Source organism: Xanthobacter sp. AM11, from assembly GCF_047444035.1.
Classification (GTDB): Bacteria; Pseudomonadota; Alphaproteobacteria; order Rhizobiales; family Xanthobacteraceae; genus Xanthobacter.
This window is the reverse complement of record NZ_JBLAOA010000001.1, coordinates 2,187,575-2,204,461: the sequence shown is the minus strand read 5'-3', so window position 1 is coordinate 2,204,461 and position 16,887 is coordinate 2,187,575. Positions and strand designations below refer to the sequence as shown.

Below are 16,887 nucleotides of genomic sequence, written 5' to 3'. Positions count from 1 at the left end.
GGTCATCCCCGCCGCAGGGCGGCCGGAGGCGGAGGGCTCCGCATTCCGGCCGCGCGGGAGGCTGGCGGCCGCCTATTCCGCCGGAGTGGACTGGGGCGGCGGCGCGGCCGCCGGCGTCCGGCTGGCGCCGAGGCCCGCGAGCCAGCGGCAGAACACATAGAAGACGGGCGTGAAGATGAGGCCGAACAGGGTGACGCCGATCATGCCGGCAAACACCGCCGTGCCCAGCGCCTGCCGCAGCTCGGCGCCGGCGCCCACCGCCCACACCAGCGGCACCACGCCGAGGATGAAGGCCAGCGAGGTCATGATGATGGGCCGCAGGCGCAGCCGCGCCGCCTCCACCGCCGCCTCCCGCCGGCCGTGGCCCTGGTCTTCCAGCTGCTTGGCGAACTCCACGATGAGGATCGCGTTCTTGGCCGCAAGGCCGATGAGCACGATGAAGCCCACTTGGGTCAGGATGTTGTTGTCCTGCCCCCTCAGGATCACCCCGACCAGCGCCGCCACCAGGCACATGGGCACGATGAGGATGACCGCCAGCGGCAGGGTCAGGCTCTCATACTGGGCCGCCAGCACGAGGAACACGAACACCACCCCCAGCGCGAAGGCGAAGATGGCGGTGTTGCCGGCCCGCTGCTGCTGGAAGGCGAGCGCGGTCCATTCATAGGAGAAGCCCTGCGGCAGCACCTTGGCCGCCAGCTCCTGCATGATCTGGATGGCCTGGCCCTGCGAGTAGCCGGGTGCCGGCGAGCCGTCGAGTTCGGCGGTGGGATAGAGGTTGTAGCGCGGCACCCGGTAGGGGCCGGAGACGTCCTGCACCGTGGTGAAGGAGCCGAGGGGCACCGTCTCCCCCGACGCCGCACGCACGCGGATGCTCAGCACGTCCTTCGGATCGAGCCGGAACGGCGCATCGGCCTGGGCCTGGACCCGGAAGGTGCGGCCGAACATGTTGAAGTCGTTGACATAGGACGAGCCGATATAGGTCTGCAGCGCCGAGAATACGTCGGCGATGTTCACCCGCAAAAGCTGTGCCTTCTGCCGGTCGATATCGAGATAGAGCTGCGGCGTCGAGGTCTCGAACAGGGAGTACACCTGCATCAGCCCCGGCGTCTGGGCCGCCGCGCCCATCATGGCATAAGTGGCGTTGCGCAGGGCCAGCAGGCCGGAGCCCGAGCGGTCCTCGATCATCATGCGGAAGCCGCCCGCATTGCCGATGCCCTGCACCGGCGGCGGCTGCACCACGATCATCTGCGCTTCCTGGATGGACGCCATCTTGCCGAACAGCACCCCCTGGATGGCGGCCGCCGTCTGCTCCGGGTGGCCGATGCGGTTGGCGAACGGCTCGAGGATCACGAACATGGCGCCCGCATTGGGGGCGTTGGTGAAGGTGGCGCCGGAGAAGCCGGCGATATTGACGATGTGCCCCACCCCCGGCGTGCCCAGCACCAGATCGCCGGCGCGCTTCATCACCGCTTCCGTGCGCTGCATGGAGGCGCCCGGCGGAAGCTGGGCGGCGATGATGAGATAGCCGCGGTCCTGCTGCGGAATGAAGCCCTGGGGCGTCACCGTGAACAGGTAGCCGCCGAAGGCGACGATGCCGACATAGACGATCAGCACCAGCGCCACCACGCGCACCAGCCGCGCCGTCAGATAGGCATAGCCGTTGCCCAGCCCCTCGAAGGCACGGTTGAACAGGCCGAAGAAGCCCACCACCGGCCGGGCGTACCAGGCCGGCTTTTCATGGGCCGCCCGGTGCGGCTTCAGCAGCAGCGCGCACATGGCGGGCGAGAGCGTCAGCGACACCAGCAGCGAGATCAGCGTCGAGCCGGCGATGGTGAGGGCGAACTGGCGGTAGAACTCGCCCGACAGGCCGGTGATGAAGGCCGTGGGCACGAACACCGAGGACAGCACCAGCGAGATGGCCACCAGCGCCCCGCCCACCTCGTCCATGGTCTTGTAGGCGGCATCGCGCGGGGACAGGCCCGCCTCGATGTTGCGCTCCACGTTCTCCACCACGACGATGGCGTCGTCCACCACGATGCCGATGGCCAGCACCAGGCCGAACAAAGACAGGTTGTTCAGCGAGAAGCCGAACAGCGTCATCACGAAGAAGGTGCCGATGAGCGAGATCGGGATGGCGAGGATGGGGATGATCGCCGCCCGCCAGGTCTGCAGGAACAGGATCACCACCAGCACCACCAGGACGATGGCCTCGCCGATGGTGTGCACCACTGCATCCACCGACTGCTGGATGAACTCGGTGGGGTTGTAGTAGATGGCGTACTTCAGCCCTTCCGGGAAGGTGTTGCCGATGCGCTTCATCTCGGCAACCACCGCATTGCCGGTGGCGAGCGCATTCGAGCCCGGACGCTGGAACACGCCCAGCTGAATGGAGATGTCCTTGTCCAGGAACGAGGTGGAGGCATAGTCCTGGGCGGAGATTTCCACCCGGCCCACGTCCTTCAGCCGCACCAGCGCCTGGTCGGTCTGCTTGATCACGATGTCCGCGAAAGCCTGCGGGTCCGCAAGGCGCCCGAGGGTGCGCACGGCGATCTGGAAGGCGCGCTGGTTGGGCACCGGCGGCTGGTTCAGCACGCCGGACGCCACCTGCACGTTCTGCGCCCGCAGACCGGCCACCACGTCGCTGGTGGTGAGGTTGAGCTGGGAGAGGCGGTCGGGATCAAGCCAGACCTGCATCGCATATTCGCGCGAGCCGAAGACGGTGATGGAGCCCACGCCGTCGATGCGCGAGAGCACGTCCCGGATCTCGATATTGGCGAAATTCGAGATGAAGAGCGGGTCCCGCGAGCCGTCCGGGGAATAGAGCGACACCACCATCATGAGGTCGGGCGAGGACTTGGCGGTGACCACGCCCACCTGCTGCACCTCGCTGGGCAGGCGCGGCTGGGCGATGGCGACGCGGTTCTGCACCTGCACCTGGGCGATATCGAGGTTGGTGCCGATGTCGAACGTGACGGAGATGGAGAAGCGCCCGTCCGCCGTCGAGTTCGACGACAGATAGAGCATGCGCTCCACGCCATTGATCTGCTGCTCGATGGGCGCGACCACGGTCTCGGCGACGATCTCCGCCGATGCGCCGGGATACTGGCCGGTCACGGTGATGACCGGCGGCGCGATCTCGGGATACTGGGCCACGGGCAGGCGCAGGTAGGACACCGCGCCAAGGATGACGACCACCGCCGAAACCACCGAGGCGAAGATGGGGCGGTCGATGAAGAAGTGGGAGAATCGCATGGCGCCGCCCTCACTTCGCCGGGGCGGACGAGGCGGCGGCCCCCGATGCGCCCGCCGATGCGCTCCCCTGGGCCGGCGCGGCGGGCGCGGCCGCCATCTGCGGATTCACGGTCACGCCGGGGCGCACCCGCATCAGGCCGTTCACCACCACCTTGTCGTCCGCCGTCAGCCCGTCGCGGATCACCCGCTGGTCGCCCACCAGCGGGCCGAGGGTGACGAAGCGCTGCATCACCTTGTTGTCGGGGCCCACCACATAGACGAACTTCTTCACCTGCTCGGTGCCGATGGCCGCATCCGGCACCACCAGCGCCTGGTAGGGATCGGACGCCAGCAGGCGGATGCGGGCGAACATGCCCGGACGGAACAGGCCGTTCTTGTTGTCGAACACGGCGCGGCCGCGGATGGTGCCGGTTTCCCGGTCGATGACGTTGTTCAGGAAGTCGAGCTTGCCCTCGTGCACGAAATCCTTGTCGTCGATGAGCTTGAGGGTGACCGGATCGCCCTTGATGTCGGCCCCCGCCTTGCGCCGCGTCATGCGCAGCAGCGAGGCCTCGTCGATGGTGAACTCGAAGCGGATGGGATCGGTGGAGACGATCACCGCAAGCAAGGTGGGCGTGCCGGAGACGCCACCGGTGACATAATTGCCCACCGACACCCGCCGGTCGCCGATCTGACCGGTCACCGGCGCCTTCACCTCGGTGAAGCCGAGGTCGAGCTGGGCGGAGCGCACCTGCGCTTCCTGCGACAGCACGATGGCCGCCGCCGTGCGCTCGGCCTGGGTGCGCTGGTCAAACGTCTGCTTGGAGATGGCGTTGGAGGTGCGGTCCTCCAGCAGGGTGCGCGCGCGCTCCAGGTCCGCCTTGGTGAAGTCGAGATTGGCCCGGGCCTGGGTGAGGTTGGCCTGGGCCTGATCCACGGCGATCTTGAACGGGCGCTGGTCGATGGTGAAGAGCAGGTCGCCCTCCTTCACCATCTGCCCGTCGGTGAAGTGGATCTTGTCCAGGAAGCCGGAAACGCGGGTGCTCACGTTCACCACGTCCACGGCGACGAAGCGGCCCACATATTCGTCGCGGTCGGTGACGGTGCGGGTGGTGGGCACCGCCACCGTGACCTGCGGCGGCGGCGGCGCGGCCTGGCCCTGGGCGGTCGGCTGGCCGCAACCGGCGAGCGGCAGGAGGAGCACGGCAAGGAGGAGGCAAAGGCGCGGGGCAGGCGTCATCGGATCCGGCTCCTGCACGGACCCTGTGGGTCCGCGAATGAACGAGGCGAAGGTTCGGCACCTCCCGCAACCGATGAGCCGAAACCGGAAATCGGCGGACCGGATAGCACAGCCCGCTGCCATGCAAAACGGTTGAGCCGCGAAAAAGCAGCTTTGCCGCGACAGTGTGTCAAACCGGCCGCGGTGGTGCCGTGCGTCCCATGACCCCGGCAAGGAAGCGCCGGCCGAGCAGCACGACGACGCTTCCGGCGTAAACCGCGGCGCCCGCGACCACCACGAGGGCGAGCATCACTTCCTCGCGAGCTGGCATGTCCGCCGGCAGCACGCCCTGGGCCGCCGCCTGCGCGCCGTACAGGCTGGCAGCCACCAGAAGCAGCACCACGCACAGCCGCGCCAGGTGCCCGCCGAGCACCGGATCGCCGATGGGATAGCCCCGGCGCCGAGCGAACAGCAGCAGAAGGGACACATTGATCCAGCCGCCCACGGCGGTGGCCAGCGCCAGCCCCACCTGGGCCAGCGACCCCATGAGCGCGAACTTGAGCGCCACGTTCAGCCCCACCGCGCTGAGCGAGGCGATCATGGGCGTGCGGGTGTCGCCGCGCGCATGGAACGGCGCAATGAAGGCCCGCACCACCACAAAGGCCAGCAGCCCGACCCCGTAGGCCCGCAGCGTCGCCGCGGCATCCGCAGCATCGGCGGCGGTGAACGCCCCGCGGGCGAACAGGGCCCGCATGGTCAGGTCCGGCACCACCAGCGCGGCGGCGACGAAGGGGATGGCCAGCAGGCTTGCCAGTTCCACCGCGCGGGCCTGGGCGTGGGCCGCCCCCGCATCGTCCTTGGCCGCGAGGCGGCGGGCCATCTCCGGCAGCAGCACGGTGCCCACGGCGATGCCCACCACGCCGATGGGCAGCTGGTTGATGCGGTCCGCATAATAAAGGGCGGAAAGGGCGCCGGTGGGCAGGAAGGTGGCGATGATGGTGTCTGCGAACAGGGCGATCTGCACGCCGGCGGAGCCGATCACCGCCGGGCCGAGGGCCTTCAGGAACTGGCGGGTGCCGGGATCGAGCTTCGGCCGGCTGAACCGGAGCCCGATGCCGTGGCGCTCCGCATCCACCCCCACCGCGAACAGCTGGGCCACGCCGGATACCAGCACCCCCCAGGCGGCCGCATGGCCGGCGGTGGGAAACAGGGCCGCGCAGGAGAGCATCCCCACCATGCAGATATTGAGCAGGATGGGCGATGCCGCCGCCATGGCGAAGCGGTCCGAGGCATTGAGGGCGCCGGACACCAGCGTCACCACGGAAATCAGCGCCAGATAGGGGAAGGTGATCCGCGTCAGCGCCACCGCCAGGTCGAAGCGCTGCGGATCATCGGCAAGGCCGGGGGCCAGGAGCCCCACGAACTGCGGCGTGAAGCCCAGCGCCAGCGCCAGCAGCAGGCCGTGCACCAGCATCATGGCGGTGAGGATCTCGTCGGCGAAGGCCCGCGCGCCGGCCACGCCCTGCTGCTCCCGCAGCCGGGCATAGGTGGGCACGAAGGCCGCGTTGAAGGCCCCCTCGGCGAAGATGGCGCGGAAATGGTTCGGCAGGCGGAAGGCCACCAGGAAGGCATCCGCCACCGGCCCCGCGCCAAGCACGGCCGCCATCACCACGTCGCGGATGAAGCCTGCCAGGCGCGACAGGAGGGTGAGGCCACCGACGGAAAGGATGTTGCGGAACATGGACTGCGCCGGCCCCCGGAAAGATTGCGGCGGACCCTAGTGGATCAACCGAAACGGATGGTACCCATCGGTTTCGAAAAGTTGATCCACCAGATCAAGGAGTTGTGGTTCGACCGCGACAGATGGGTTCCATCTGTCGCGCTCTCACTTAAGGATAGAGCACGCGCCGTCCTGCACATGAAGCCCGGGCGGCTCTCGCGCCCGCCCCGGGCCCCCGCCCCCGCTCAGGCCGCGAGGGCGCGCTTCACGGCGTCCACGATGCGGTCCTGCGTCGCATCGTCGAGGTCGGCATGCATGGGCAGGGAGATGACCTCCTCCGCCAGCGCCTCGCACACCGGCAGGATGGCGCCGGCGGACGGATAGTGCCGATAGGCCGGCTGCAGGTGCATGGGCAGGCGGTAATAGACGGCGGTGGGAATGCCCTCCGCCTTCAGCTTTTCGGCGAGGGCATCGCGCACGCCGGGGGCGAGGCGCAGGGTGTACTGCGCCCACACCGAGGTGGCGCGCGGGTCCACCACCGGCACGGTGGCCACGTCCTTCAGTAGTTCATTGTAGCGCCGGGCCACCCGCTCGCGCGCGGCAATCTCCGCCTCGAACACCGCCAGCTTCTCGATGAGCACCGCCGCCTGGATGGTGTCGAGGCGCGCGGTCATGCCGATGCGGACATTCTGGTACTTGTCCACCCCCTGCCCGTGCTCGCGCAGGCTCTTCAGCACGGCCACCAGTTCCGCATCGTCGGTGAGGATGGCGCCACCGTCGCCATAGCAGCCCAGCGGCTTCGCCGGGAAGAAGGAGGTGGCGGCGGCATCGCCGATGGAGCCGGTGCGCCGGTTGTTCCAGGTGCCGCCGAAGCCCTGGGCGGTGTCGCACAGCACCTTCAACCCATATTTCTCGGCGATGGGCAGCAGCGCGTCATAATCCGCCGGCTGGCCGAACAGATCCACCGGGATCACCACGCGCGGCTCCAGCCCCTGCTCGATGGCGACCGCAATCGCCAGCTCCAGGCTTTCCGGGTCCATGTTGAAGGTGTCTTCCTTCACATCCACGAACACCGGGGTCGCGCCCACCCACGGCACCACCTCGGCGGTGGCGCAGAAGGTGAAGGCGGGGCAGAACACCGCATCGCCCGCCTTCACGCCCCACGCCATCAGCAGCAGCGCCAGCGCATCGGTGCCGGAGGAGCAGGAGACGGCATGCTTCGCCCCGGCGAAGGCGGCCAGCTGCGCCTCGAAGGCGGCCACTTCCGGCCCGTTGACGAAGCGGCAGGAGGCAAGCACCGCCAGCACCGCATCATCAATGCGACGGCCGATGCGGGCGCGCTGGGCGGCAAGGTCGATGAAAGGGATGGGGGCGGTCTGGGCCGTGGCGGGAGAGGTCATCTCAGGTCCCTGGCAGGTGCCCGTACGGGCAGATAGGAAACGGGCGGATCGGACCGCGGCGAAGGCCCAGGATGCGGCGGGACTGCCGCAAGGTGGGACCCTGGAGCGTTTCACCCTCACTCAGACCCGATGAAAAACGCTAGAGCCCGCGCCGATCAGTTTGCAACGCAAGCTGGTCGGACAACGCGTTCTCCACCCTTAAGTGAGAGGGCGATTCACCGAGCAAATTGAACCAATTTGATCGGATCGCGCTCTAGAGCATTGATCTGGCGCACGGCCGCCCCCGCCGCATCGCAGGCGATGCGGCGGGGCGCAGGGGAAGGACTCAGCCGGCGACGCGGCGCCTGGTGGCCATGGCGGCCGGCGCGCCGGGCAGGCAGGAGATGGCGATCTCCAGGCTCTCCACGCCCTCCTCGCCGGTCACCTCGGGGCTGCGGCCGGTGCTCACCGCGGCGAGGAAATCCTCAAGCTCCGCGCGCAGCGGCTCCGCATAGGCCACCGGCAGGTGCCGGGTGGAATAGGAGCCGTCCGGCCGATAGTCGAAATGCTCCGTCACCTGGCGGGTCAGAAGGTCGCCGATGACGTATTTCTTGGAGGTCGCCACATGCACGGTGCGCGCCTTGAAGGGCGTGAGCCAGTTGGTGTTGATGTGGGCGAGCACGCCGGAGGCGGTGCGGAACTGCAGCAGCGCGATGTCCTCGCGCTCGGCGATGGCCGCGGAGGTCTGCGGCTGCACCTCAAGAATGTCCGAGCCGGTGAACCAGCGGATGAGGTCGATGTCGTGCACGGCGAGGTCGATCACCACGCCCACGTTCGACATGCGCGGCGGGAAGGGACCCACGCGGGTGATGGCGATGGAAAGCAGGTTCTCGTCGCGGATCGCTTCCTTCACCGCACGCACCGCCGGGTTGAAGCGCTCCACATGGCCCACCATCAGGGTCACGCCCTTGGCCCGGGCGGCGGCGACGATCTCGCGCCCCTCCTCCACGGTGGAGGCCACGGGCTTTTCCACCAGCACCGAGCAGCCGGCGGCGATCACGTCGAGGGCGATGGGATGATGCAGATGGGTGGGGGCCGCCACCACCACGGCGTCAAGGCCGAGGGCGAGCAGATCGCGATGGTCGCCCACCGCCTTGCAGCCGAGGAAGCTCGCCACGCGCTGGGCCTGGGCCTGGTCGGGGTCCGCCACCGCCACCAGTTCCGCGCCGGGAAGGGCGGAAAGGACGCGGGCGTGGTTCGAGCCCATGATGCCGATGCCGGTGACACCGATGCGGACGGGGCGGGTCGCCGCCTTCCGGCCGTCCGACTGACCCTGGTTTACCGTGAATGTGCTCGCCATTGCGCTGCTCGCCGTTGCGGTGCTCGCCTTGCCGGCGTCGGCCTGGCCATTTGGGGCGCGCTCCGCGGCGGACGCTGCCGGATGAGCCATGTGAGCCCTCTTCTTAACGTGAACGAAGCGGGCTCCTAGCACGACATTAGCCGAAAAAGCGAGGCGCCGGGTCAATCCGGCACCGCTTGCCCCGTTCAACAATTGCATCCCGTTGTTACCGGTGCCGCCGGCCATGCCGCCGCAGCCGCCGGGCGCAACCCCGGCTGAACCGCGCGGGCCGGGCCTTCCCACCGGGGAGCGAAAGCCTTATCAGCGGCGGACTTTGAACGCGGAAGGGAAGCTGACCCATGCGCAGGATCGTCGCCGGAAAGCTGCACGGCATCACCGTGACGGGGGCCGACCTCAATTACCACGGGTCCATCACCCTCGACCCCGAGCATTGCGAGGCGGCCGGCATCCTGCCCCTGGAATTCGTGGACATCTGGAACCGCAATTCCGGCGCCCGCATCCAGACCTATGTGATTCTCGGCGAGCGCGGCTCGCGCTGCTGCATCCTCAACGGGGCGGCGGCGCGCACGTGCCAGCCCGGGGACCAGGTGATCATCTGCAACGCCATCTATGTGCAGGAGGACGAGATCACCCGGCTGCGCCCCAGGGTGCTCACCTTCGACCGGGACAACAGGATCACCGGCCGCCTCACCTATGAGGTGACGCGGGGACCCGACGGCGCCTACCGCTTCGCCGTGCATGACGAGAGCGGGGCCGAGCAGCCCGTTCCGCTCAGAACTTGTAATTGACGCCGATCTTCGCCGTATGGGCGTTCACGCCCGCATCGGTGCCGATGTTGTCATAGGATTTGGCGCCGAGGTCGGTGTAGAGATATTCGGTCTTCACGGTCCAGTGGTTGGTGAGCGCGTATTCGATGCCCGCGCCCACGGTCCAGCCCGTATGGGTATTGGACTGGGAAAGCCCGAGATAATCTATGGAATTATTGCCCCAGGCGAAGCCGCCGGTGACATAGGGCAGCACCGGGCCGACGGCATAGCCCAGGCGCCCGCGCACCGTGCCGAAAACATCAAGGGTGCTGGAGAGGCCGGCGGTTCCGGCGGTGATGTCGCCGCCCTGAAGATCGGCCTCGATGCCCGCCACCACATTGTTGGCGAACTGGTAGTTGTAGCCCAGCTGTCCGCCGGCGAACCAGCCGGACGGATCGACGCCGGTGCCCGTCTGGCCCAGCCCATCCTGGCCCGAACCCCAGCCATAGCCGGCATTGCCGCCGATATAGAAGCCGGTCCAGGAGAAGACCGGCGCGGCCGGCGCCTTGACGGCCGGCGCAGGGGCGCGACCAAGGTCCGCGGCCAGGACGGGGGTCGCCGCCATCGCCGCCAGAACCGCTCCGCACGCCACAATCCGCTTCATGGCCAGACCTCGAAACACCCCCTTCACCCGGGTGCACTGTGGCTGCCCGACCCGGCGTGCGCATGGCGCACAGGCGGCGAAGAGATGGCGGCACGCGGTCCGGCTTCACGAATGCGTGCATCGCCCGGCGCCCCAAACGCGGGGCGGGGCAACCGGCGGGCGCGCACGAAAAAGGGCTCCCGGCACTGGCCGGGAGCCCCTTCACGCACAGGGCGCGGGATCAGAACTTGTAGTTCACGCCGATCTTGGTGGTCTGGATGTCGGTGCCGACCGAGAGCTGGTCGCCGTTGACATAATTGGTCTTGCTGTCGTCGAAGCCGAGATAGAGATACTCGGCCTTGACCGTCCAATTGTTGGTGATGGCGTATTCCAGGCCCGCACCCACGGTCCAGCCCCACTTGGTGTTGTCGTAGGACACTGCGAAGGGGTCGGTATAGCTGGTCTTGGCCCAGGCCGCGCCGCCGGTGATGTAGGGCAGGAAGCGGTCCATGGCATAGCCGGCGCGGGCGCGGATGGTGCCGAAATAGTCCACGTTCTGAGACACCAGCGCGCCGCCCACCGGGCCGCCGATGATGGTGTTGCTGGTGCCGAGATCGGCCCAGTCGAAGTCGGCCTCGACGCCGAGCACCACGTTGTTGGCGAACTGGTAGTTGTAGCCCAGCTGGAAGCCGCCGAAGAAGCCGTTCGAGTCGCCCAGATTGTAGGAATAGGTGGGCAGCGCGAAGGGGGTGTAGTCGAAGCTGTTGCTGACCCAGCCCCAACCCACGTTGCCGCCGACGTAGAAGCCGGTCCAGGAGAAGACCTGCACCGGGATCGGGGCCGCCTTCACAGGATAACGGTTGGCGAGATCGGCAGCAGAAGCCGAGCCGGCCAGAAGAGCGAGAGCGGTTGCGCCAAGGAGTGCACGCTTCAACATGATCATTACCTTCGTTGTGAAATCCGGGTCGGAGCGAACCGCCTCCCCGGAGGATGCATCTTTCTTACAGGCCAGCGCCGCAGACGTCTGTAGCGAACGCGCCACACCTAAAAAATCAAACCGGGCAGAGATGTGGCAGTTTTGTAAACTTGTTTTACGGCTGTGACGCGAGCATGCGTAAAACAAGGCGAAGCTGAGAACGCATCCATGTTTCGCCTTAATTTATGACGCTGCGTCACCTCCACGTTCAGAAACGATAATTTACGCCGGCTCGCAGAATATTTCCGTCGAGCCCGGTGGCAACAGGACCAACAAGGGTCGGAAAGGTTGTGCTGCCGAGGTCTACGTAGAGATACTCGGCACGCATGCTCCAGTTGCGGTCGATGGCCACTTCCGCTCCGGCACCCAGGGTCCAGCCGGTCTGATTGGCGGTGGAGGACAGGCCGAAGAAGTCGGCGCTGCCCTGCCCGTAGGCGAAGCCGCCGGTGCCGTAGACCAGGATGCGGTCGAACGAATAGCCGAGGCGCGCGCGCACCGTGCCGAGATAGTCCAGGCCGTAATAGCCGGCCGACATGCCGGTGAAGGCGAAATCGGTCTCGATGCCGAGCACGAACGGGCTGCCGAACTGGAAATTGTAGCCGGCCTGCAGGCCGCCGATGAAGCCGCCGGGGCTGTCGAAGCTGGTGGAGCCCCAGCCGTAGCCGGCATTGGCGCCCACATAGAAGCCGGTCCAGGTGAAGGGGGCCACCGGCTGCACGTAAGGCGCCGGCGCGCCGTAGCGCCCGGACATGTCGGCTGCGACGGCCGGGGCGGCGAGCCCGAGCCCCGCCAGCGCAGCGGCAGAAGCAAGCAGACTGAAACGCATGGATTTCCCTCCGCAAAGGCCGGCAGCACCCCTGCGCCCCGGCTCGTGTCGCACCCTCGCAGGGGAACCTTGCCCATTTCTGTCCAGGGCCGGACCCGTCGCGCACATGCCTAACGCTCTGTGAATCCATCAACTTATTGTTTTTATTTGCCTATCCCCGCGGTGGCGGCGGCGCCGCGCAGCCCCGGCCACAGCGCCTTGGCGGGATGGTTGAGGCGCGGTTAACGGCCCCGCCGCGATTGATATCGGGCCGGCGCGCATTAAGTTGCGCCCATGACCGGCAGACGCCCCATCGACCCGCCCGAGATCGCCCTTGCCCGGCAGGAGGATATCGCCCCGCAGGACGACCCCTCCCTCCCCCAGGCGGAGGAGGCGGACGACGACCTTCTCCCGGTGATCGAGCCGGACGCCGCGCCGCCCGCGCTGGAGAGCCTTGCCACCGGGCGGGATGCCATCGTCCGCGCCGCCAGGCACGCACCCGCCGGCCCCGGGGTCTACCGCATGATCGCCGCCGATGGCGCCGTGCTCTATGTGGGCAAGGCCAAGAGCATCAAGAAGCGGGTGCTGAGCTACACGCGGCCGGTGGGCCACACCAACCGCATCGCCCGCATGATCGCCGGCACCGCGAGCATGGAATTCGTCTCCACCCGCACCGAGCCGGAAGCGCTGCTGCTGGAGGCCAACCTCATCAAGCAGCTGAAGCCGCGTTTCAACGTGCTGTTGCGCGACGACAAGTCGTTTCCCTACATCCTCATCACCGCCGACCATGCGGCGCCGCAGATCACCAAGCACCGCGGCGCGCGCAACCGGCCCGGCGATTATTACGGCCCGTTCGCCAGCGTGTGGGCGGTGGACCGCACCATCAACGCGCTGGAGCGCGCCTTCCTGCTGCGCTCGTGCTCCGACAGCTATTACGAGAACCGCTCGCGCCCCTGCCTCCTTTACCAGATCAAGCGCTGTGCCGGCCCCTGCACCGGCGAGGTGACCACCGCCGACTATGCCGGGCTGGTGCGCGAGGCCCGCGCCTTCCTCTCCGGCCGCTCCCGCGCCATCAAGGAGGAACTGGCCGGCGAGATGGAGCGGGCGGCGGAGGCGCTGGAGTTCGAGCGCGCGGCCCGGCTGCGCGACCGCCTCGCGGCCCTGTCCGCGGTGCAGGGCTCCCAGGGCATCAACCCGCGCGGGGTGGAGGAGGCGGATGTGTTCGCCTGCCACCAGCAGGGCGGCGCCACCTGCATCGAGGTGTTCTTCTTCCGCACCGGCCAGAACTGGGGCAACCGCGCCTATTATCCGCGCGCCGACCGCGCGCTCTCGGAAGCCGAGGTGCTGGGGCCCTTCCTGTCCCAGTTCTACGAGGACAAGCCCTGCCCCCGCCTGGTGCTGTTGTCCCACAAGGTGGAGGAGCAGGCGCTCATCGCCGAGGCCCTGTCCGAGAAGACCGGGCACCGCATCGACATCGCCGTGCCCCAGCGCGGCGAGAAGCGCGACCTGGTGGAGCACGCCCTGCAGAACGCCCGCGAGGCCCTGGCCCGCACCCTGGCCGAAAGCGCCACCCAGGCCCGGCTGCTGGAAGGGGTCGCCGCCGCCTTCGGCCTGAGCGCGCCGCCGCGGCGCATCGAGGTCTACGACAATTCCCACATCATGGGCACCAATGCGGTGGGCGGCATGATCGTGGCCGGGCCGGAAGGCTTCCGCAAATCCCAATACCGCAAGTTCAACATCAAGTCGGCCGACCTCGTGCCCGGCGATGATTTCGGCATGATGCGCGAGGTTCTCACCCGCCGCTTCGCCCGCCTGCTGAAGGAGGCGCCGCGGGACGACGCGGCAGGTGCGCCCCCCCCCGCCCTGCCCCCGCTGGCGGACGGCGCCGACCCGGCGCAGGCGGAGCCGGACGAGGCCCTCCCCGATGCGGCGGGCGATTCCCCCTGGCCCGATCTCGTGCTCATCGACGGCGGCCTCGGCCAGCTCAATGCCGCCCGCAAGGTGCTGGACGATCTGGGCATCACCGGCGTGCCCCTGGTCGGCATCGCCAAGGGGCTCGACCGCGAGGCCGGCCGCGAGCAGTTCTTCCTGCCCGGCCGCACCCCGTTCCGCATGGAGCCGCGCGATCCCGTACTCTATTTCATCCAGCGCCTGCGCGACGAGGCCCACCGCTTCGCCATCGGCTCCCACCGGGCGCGGCGCCGCAAGGACATCACGGAAGCCGGCCTCCAGGCCATTGCCGGCGTCGGCCCCACAAGAAAGCGCGCGCTGCTGCGCCATTTCGGCACGCTGAAGGCCATCGAGCGGGCCTCGCTTTCCGACCTCGAACAGGTGGCGGGCATCAATGCCGGGACCGCGAAGGCCGTGTATGATTATTTCCATGAACGGCCGCCCGGCTGATGCCGGGACGCGGACGGGCTTTCGCCCGCCGCCCCTGCGGCCTAAATAGGACCCATCCGCGGAGGGCATGGCGCCGTTCCGCACCGGCGAAGTGACGTGCATGGCCGAGGCTGCGACCCGATCCCCCCCCTCCCCCGCCCCGTCCCCGCCCCGGAGCGCGCGGGGGCATGCCTTCTCCCTGCCGAACCTGCTCACCTATGCGCGCTGTGTGGCGGTGCCGCTGGTGGCCGCCTGCCTGTTCTGGTCGGACATCCTGGCGGGTGGCATGTGGCTGCGCTGGGTGGCGCTCGCCATCTACATCGCCGCGGCCGTCACCGATTTCTTCGACGGCTATCTGGCCCGCGCCTGGTCGCAGCAATCGGCCATCGGGCGGATGCTGGACCCCATCGCCGACAAGCTGCTGGTCTCCACCTGCCTCCTGATGATGGCCTCCGACGGCACCATCCGCGGCTGGTCGCTGTGGGCGGCCATCGTCATCCTGTGCCGGGAGATCCTGGTGTCCGGCCTGCGCGAGTTCCTCGCCGAGCTGCGCGTCTCGGTGCCGGTCTCGCGCCTCGCCAAATGGAAGACCACGCTGCAGCTCGTCGCCGTGGGCGTGCTCATCGCCGGCCCGGCGGGCGAGGCGGTGCTGCCGGGCGTGAGCCTGGTGGGGCTGACCCTCCTGTGGGTGTCCGCCGTGCTCACCCTTTATACGGGCTATGACTATTTCCGGGCCGGGGCGCGCCACTTGGTGGAGGACGGCCAGTGAAGGTGCTTTATTTCGCATGGCTGCGCGAGCGGGTGGGGCTGGCGGAGGAGGACGTGGCCCCGCCGCCTGAGGTGACGACCGTGGCCGATCTCGCCCGCTGGCTCGCCGGCCGGGACGAGGCCCATGCCCACGCCTTCGAGAACCCCGCCATCGTGCGCGCCGCCCTCGACCGCCGCCACGTGAAGCCGGATGCGCACCTCGGCGCGGCGCGGGAGATCGCCTTCTTCCCGCCCATGACCGGAGGCTGAGCCCGTGTTCGCCGTGCGCATCCAGACGGAGCCGTTCGACGCCGTGGCCGAAAGCGCCCGCCTTGCCGATGGCCGGACCGACGTGGGTGCCATCGTCACCTTCACCGGCCTTGCCCGGGCCGATGCCGGCAGCGACGGCGCGGCGCTGGGCGCCCTCACGCTGGAGCATTATCCCGGCATGGCGGAAGAGGAGATCGAACGCCATGTGGAGGAGGCCCGGCGCCGCTGGCCGCTGCTCGGCGCCATCGTGGTGCACCGCCACGGGCGGCTCGTTCCCGGCGACCCCATCGTGTTCGTGGCCACCGCCGCGTCCCATCGCGACGCCGCCTTCGCCGCCGCCGAATTCCTCATGGACTGGCTGAAGACCAACGCGCCCTTCTGGAAGAAGGAGGAGCGCGACGGAGGTGGCGACTGGGTGGAGGCCAAGGCCACCGACGACATCGCGGCCGAGCGCTGGGACCCGGCCTGAACGGCGCCCGTCCATCTCCCTGCCCGCGCCGGCCGCACGCGAGCGCCCCTCTTGCGCGCTCACCGCGCCCGCGTCTATGAAACGTACGCTCGCTTCATAAGAGCCGGACCCAAAACCGGACGCTGGCCGAGCCGCTGGTGAGAGAAACGACCCATGGATTTTCGCGTGTCCCTAGAAGGCCGCTCCGCCTTGGTGACGGGAGCGTCTGGGGGCCTTGGCGCCTATTTCGCCGAGCGCCTCGCCGCGTCCGGCGCCCGGGTCGCCGTCGCCGCCCGCCGGGTGGAGGCCTGCGAGGCCCTGTGCGCGCGCATCCGGGCCGGCGGCGGGCAGGCCATTGCCCTCGCCCTCGACGTGGCCGACGACGCCTCCGCGCGCCAGGCGGTGGAGAACACACGCAGGGCCTTCGGTGGCCTCCACATCCTTGTGAACAACGCCGGCGTCACCGCCACCACCCCGCTGATGGACGAGACCGCGGAAAGCTGGGACCGCATCCTCGACACCAACCTGAAGGGCGCATTCCTCGTGGGCCGGGCCGCGGCCAGCGCCATGGCCGAGGGCGGCCAGGGTGGCAGCATCGTCAATGTGGCCTCCATCCTCGGCCTGCGGGTGGCGGGACAGGTGGCGGCCTATGCGGCCTCCAAGGCGGCGCTGGTGCAGCTCACGAAGTCCATGGCGCTGGAATGGGCGCGCCACGCCATCCGCGCCAACGCCCTGTGCCCGGGCTATGTGGAAACCGACCTCAACCGCGATTTCTTCGAGAGCGAGGCGGGCCGGGCCCTCATCCGCCGCATTCCCACCCGCCGGCTCGGCACCCTGGCCGATCTGGAGGGCCCGCTCCTGTTCCTCAGTTCCGACGCCTCCACTTATGTGACCGGGACGACGCTGGTGGCCGATGGCGGGCACCTCGTCTCCTCCCTGTGACCGGCCGGTTGTCGTTCCACAC

General features: G+C 68.6%; 14 protein-coding genes. 6 read left to right on the top strand and 8 right to left on the bottom strand.

The features are described 5' to 3' along the window. Positions 1-72: 72 nt before the first annotated feature. The 5 genes from ACI7BZ_RS10165 to ACI7BZ_RS10145 all read right to left on the bottom strand — a co-directional run bounded on the left by ACI7BZ_RS10165 (position 73) and on the right by ACI7BZ_RS10145 (position 8,909). Positions 73-3,252: an efflux RND transporter permease subunit gene (locus tag ACI7BZ_RS10165; protein ID WP_414117044.1), complete on the bottom strand. Its 3,180-nt coding sequence runs from the start codon at positions 3,250-3,252 to the stop codon at positions 73-75. Between the two features lie 10 nt (positions 3,253-3,262). Then, entirely contained in the window at positions 3,263-4,471 is a 1,209-nt protein-coding gene (locus ACI7BZ_RS10160) for an efflux RND transporter periplasmic adaptor subunit (protein ID WP_414117043.1), read from the bottom strand. Between the two features lie 169 nt (positions 4,472-4,640). Beyond that, entirely contained in the window at positions 4,641-6,191 is a 1,551-nt protein-coding gene (gene murJ, locus ACI7BZ_RS10155) for a murein biosynthesis integral membrane protein MurJ (protein WP_414117042.1), read from the bottom strand. A 224-nt stretch (positions 6,192-6,415) separates the two neighbouring features. Further along, a complete protein-coding gene (locus tag ACI7BZ_RS10150) occupies positions 6,416-7,570 on the bottom strand; it encodes a DegT/DnrJ/EryC1/StrS family aminotransferase (RefSeq protein WP_414117041.1) in 1,155 nt (384 codons plus the stop codon). Between the two features lie 325 nt (positions 7,571-7,895). Continuing rightward, positions 7,896-8,909, bottom strand: a complete 1,014-nt coding sequence (locus ACI7BZ_RS10145; RefSeq protein WP_414117040.1) for a Gfo/Idh/MocA family oxidoreductase — start codon at positions 8,907-8,909, stop codon at positions 7,896-7,898. 338 nt (positions 8,910-9,247) lie between these two features. On the opposite strand from ACI7BZ_RS10145, the gene panD reads away from it, so the two are divergent. After that, complete coding sequence (gene panD, locus ACI7BZ_RS10140) at positions 9,248-9,697, top strand: aspartate 1-decarboxylase (protein ID WP_414117039.1); 450 nt, start codon at positions 9,248-9,250, stop codon at positions 9,695-9,697. Here the strand turns inward: panD and ACI7BZ_RS10135 are convergent. From ACI7BZ_RS10135 to ACI7BZ_RS10125, 3 genes are all read right to left on the bottom strand, one after another. After that, entirely contained in the window at positions 9,681-10,319 is a 639-nt protein-coding gene (locus tag ACI7BZ_RS10135) for an outer membrane protein (protein ID WP_414117037.1), read from the bottom strand. The genes panD and ACI7BZ_RS10135 overlap by 17 nt on opposite strands. A gap of 220 nt (positions 10,320-10,539) precedes the next feature. After that, the gene (locus tag ACI7BZ_RS10130; protein ID WP_414117036.1) at positions 10,540-11,235 is read right to left on the bottom strand and encodes an outer membrane protein; all 696 of its coding nucleotides are present in this window, start codon (positions 11,233-11,235) and stop codon (positions 10,540-10,542) included. Positions 11,236-11,482: 247 nt separating this feature from the next. Beyond that, positions 11,483-12,100, bottom strand: a complete 618-nt coding sequence (locus tag ACI7BZ_RS10125) for an outer membrane protein (RefSeq protein WP_414117035.1) — start codon at positions 12,098-12,100, stop codon at positions 11,483-11,485. Positions 12,101-12,373: 273 nt separating this feature from the next. Here ACI7BZ_RS10125 and uvrC point away from each other — a divergent pair, with 273 nt between their 5' ends. The 5 genes from uvrC (at position 12,374) to ACI7BZ_RS10100 (ending at position 16,865) form a co-directional block, all read left to right on the top strand. Continuing rightward, positions 12,374-14,479 (top strand): excinuclease ABC subunit UvrC, encoded by a 2,106-nt coding sequence (gene uvrC / locus ACI7BZ_RS10120; protein WP_414117034.1) that lies wholly within the window; start codon positions 12,374-12,376, stop codon positions 14,477-14,479. A 100-nt stretch (positions 14,480-14,579) separates the two neighbouring features. Then, positions 14,580-15,227 (top strand): CDP-diacylglycerol--glycerol-3-phosphate 3-phosphatidyltransferase, encoded by a 648-nt coding sequence (gene pgsA, locus ACI7BZ_RS10115; protein ID WP_414117033.1) that lies wholly within the window; start codon positions 14,580-14,582, stop codon positions 15,225-15,227. Continuing rightward, complete coding sequence (gene moaD / locus ACI7BZ_RS10110) at positions 15,224-15,475, top strand: molybdopterin converting factor subunit 1 (protein WP_414117032.1); 252 nt, start codon at positions 15,224-15,226, stop codon at positions 15,473-15,475. Before pgsA ends, moaD begins: the two co-directional genes overlap by 4 nt. Before the next feature lie 4 nt (positions 15,476-15,479). Continuing rightward, a complete protein-coding gene (locus ACI7BZ_RS10105) occupies positions 15,480-15,944 on the top strand; it encodes a molybdenum cofactor biosynthesis protein MoaE (protein WP_414117031.1) in 465 nt (154 codons plus the stop codon). 153 nt (positions 15,945-16,097) lie between these two features. Next, entirely contained in the window at positions 16,098-16,865 is a 768-nt protein-coding gene (locus ACI7BZ_RS10100) for an SDR family NAD(P)-dependent oxidoreductase (RefSeq protein ID WP_414117030.1), read from the top strand. The last annotated feature ends 22 nt before the right edge of the window (positions 16,866-16,887 follow it).

Excerpts from the sequence above, each read along its gene's own strand:
- ACI7BZ_RS10165 (WP_414117044.1), bottom strand. The coding sequence starts at position 3,252 with ATGCGATTCTCCCACTTCTTCATCGACCGCCCCATCTTCGCCTCGGTG.
- ACI7BZ_RS10160 (WP_414117043.1), bottom strand. The coding sequence starts at position 4,471 with ATGACGCCTGCCCCGCGCCTTTGCCTCCTCCTTGCCGTGCTCCTCCTG.
- murJ (WP_414117042.1), bottom strand. The coding sequence starts at position 6,191 with ATGTTCCGCAACATCCTTTCCGTCGGTGGCCTCACCCTCCTGTCGCGC.
- ACI7BZ_RS10150 (WP_414117041.1), bottom strand. The coding sequence starts at position 7,570 with ATGACCTCTCCCGCCACGGCCCAGACCGCCCCCATCCCTTTCATCGAC.
- ACI7BZ_RS10145 (WP_414117040.1), bottom strand. The coding sequence starts at position 8,909 with ATGGCGAGCACATTCACGGTAAACCAGGGTCAGTCGGACGGCCGGAAG.
- panD (WP_414117039.1), top strand. The coding sequence starts at position 9,248 with ATGCGCAGGATCGTCGCCGGAAAGCTGCACGGCATCACCGTGACGGGG.
- ACI7BZ_RS10135 (WP_414117037.1), bottom strand. The coding sequence starts at position 10,319 with ATGAAGCGGATTGTGGCGTGCGGAGCGGTTCTGGCGGCGATGGCGGCG.
- ACI7BZ_RS10130 (WP_414117036.1), bottom strand. The coding sequence starts at position 11,235 with ATGTTGAAGCGTGCACTCCTTGGCGCAACCGCTCTCGCTCTTCTGGCC.
- ACI7BZ_RS10125 (WP_414117035.1), bottom strand. The coding sequence starts at position 12,100 with ATGCGTTTCAGTCTGCTTGCTTCTGCCGCTGCGCTGGCGGGGCTCGGG.
- uvrC (WP_414117034.1), top strand. The coding sequence starts at position 12,374 with ATGACCGGCAGACGCCCCATCGACCCGCCCGAGATCGCCCTTGCCCGG.
- pgsA (WP_414117033.1), top strand. The coding sequence starts at position 14,580 with ATGGCCGAGGCTGCGACCCGATCCCCCCCCTCCCCCGCCCCGTCCCCG.
- ACI7BZ_RS10100 (WP_414117030.1), top strand. The coding sequence starts at position 16,098 with ATGGATTTTCGCGTGTCCCTAGAAGGCCGCTCCGCCTTGGTGACGGGA.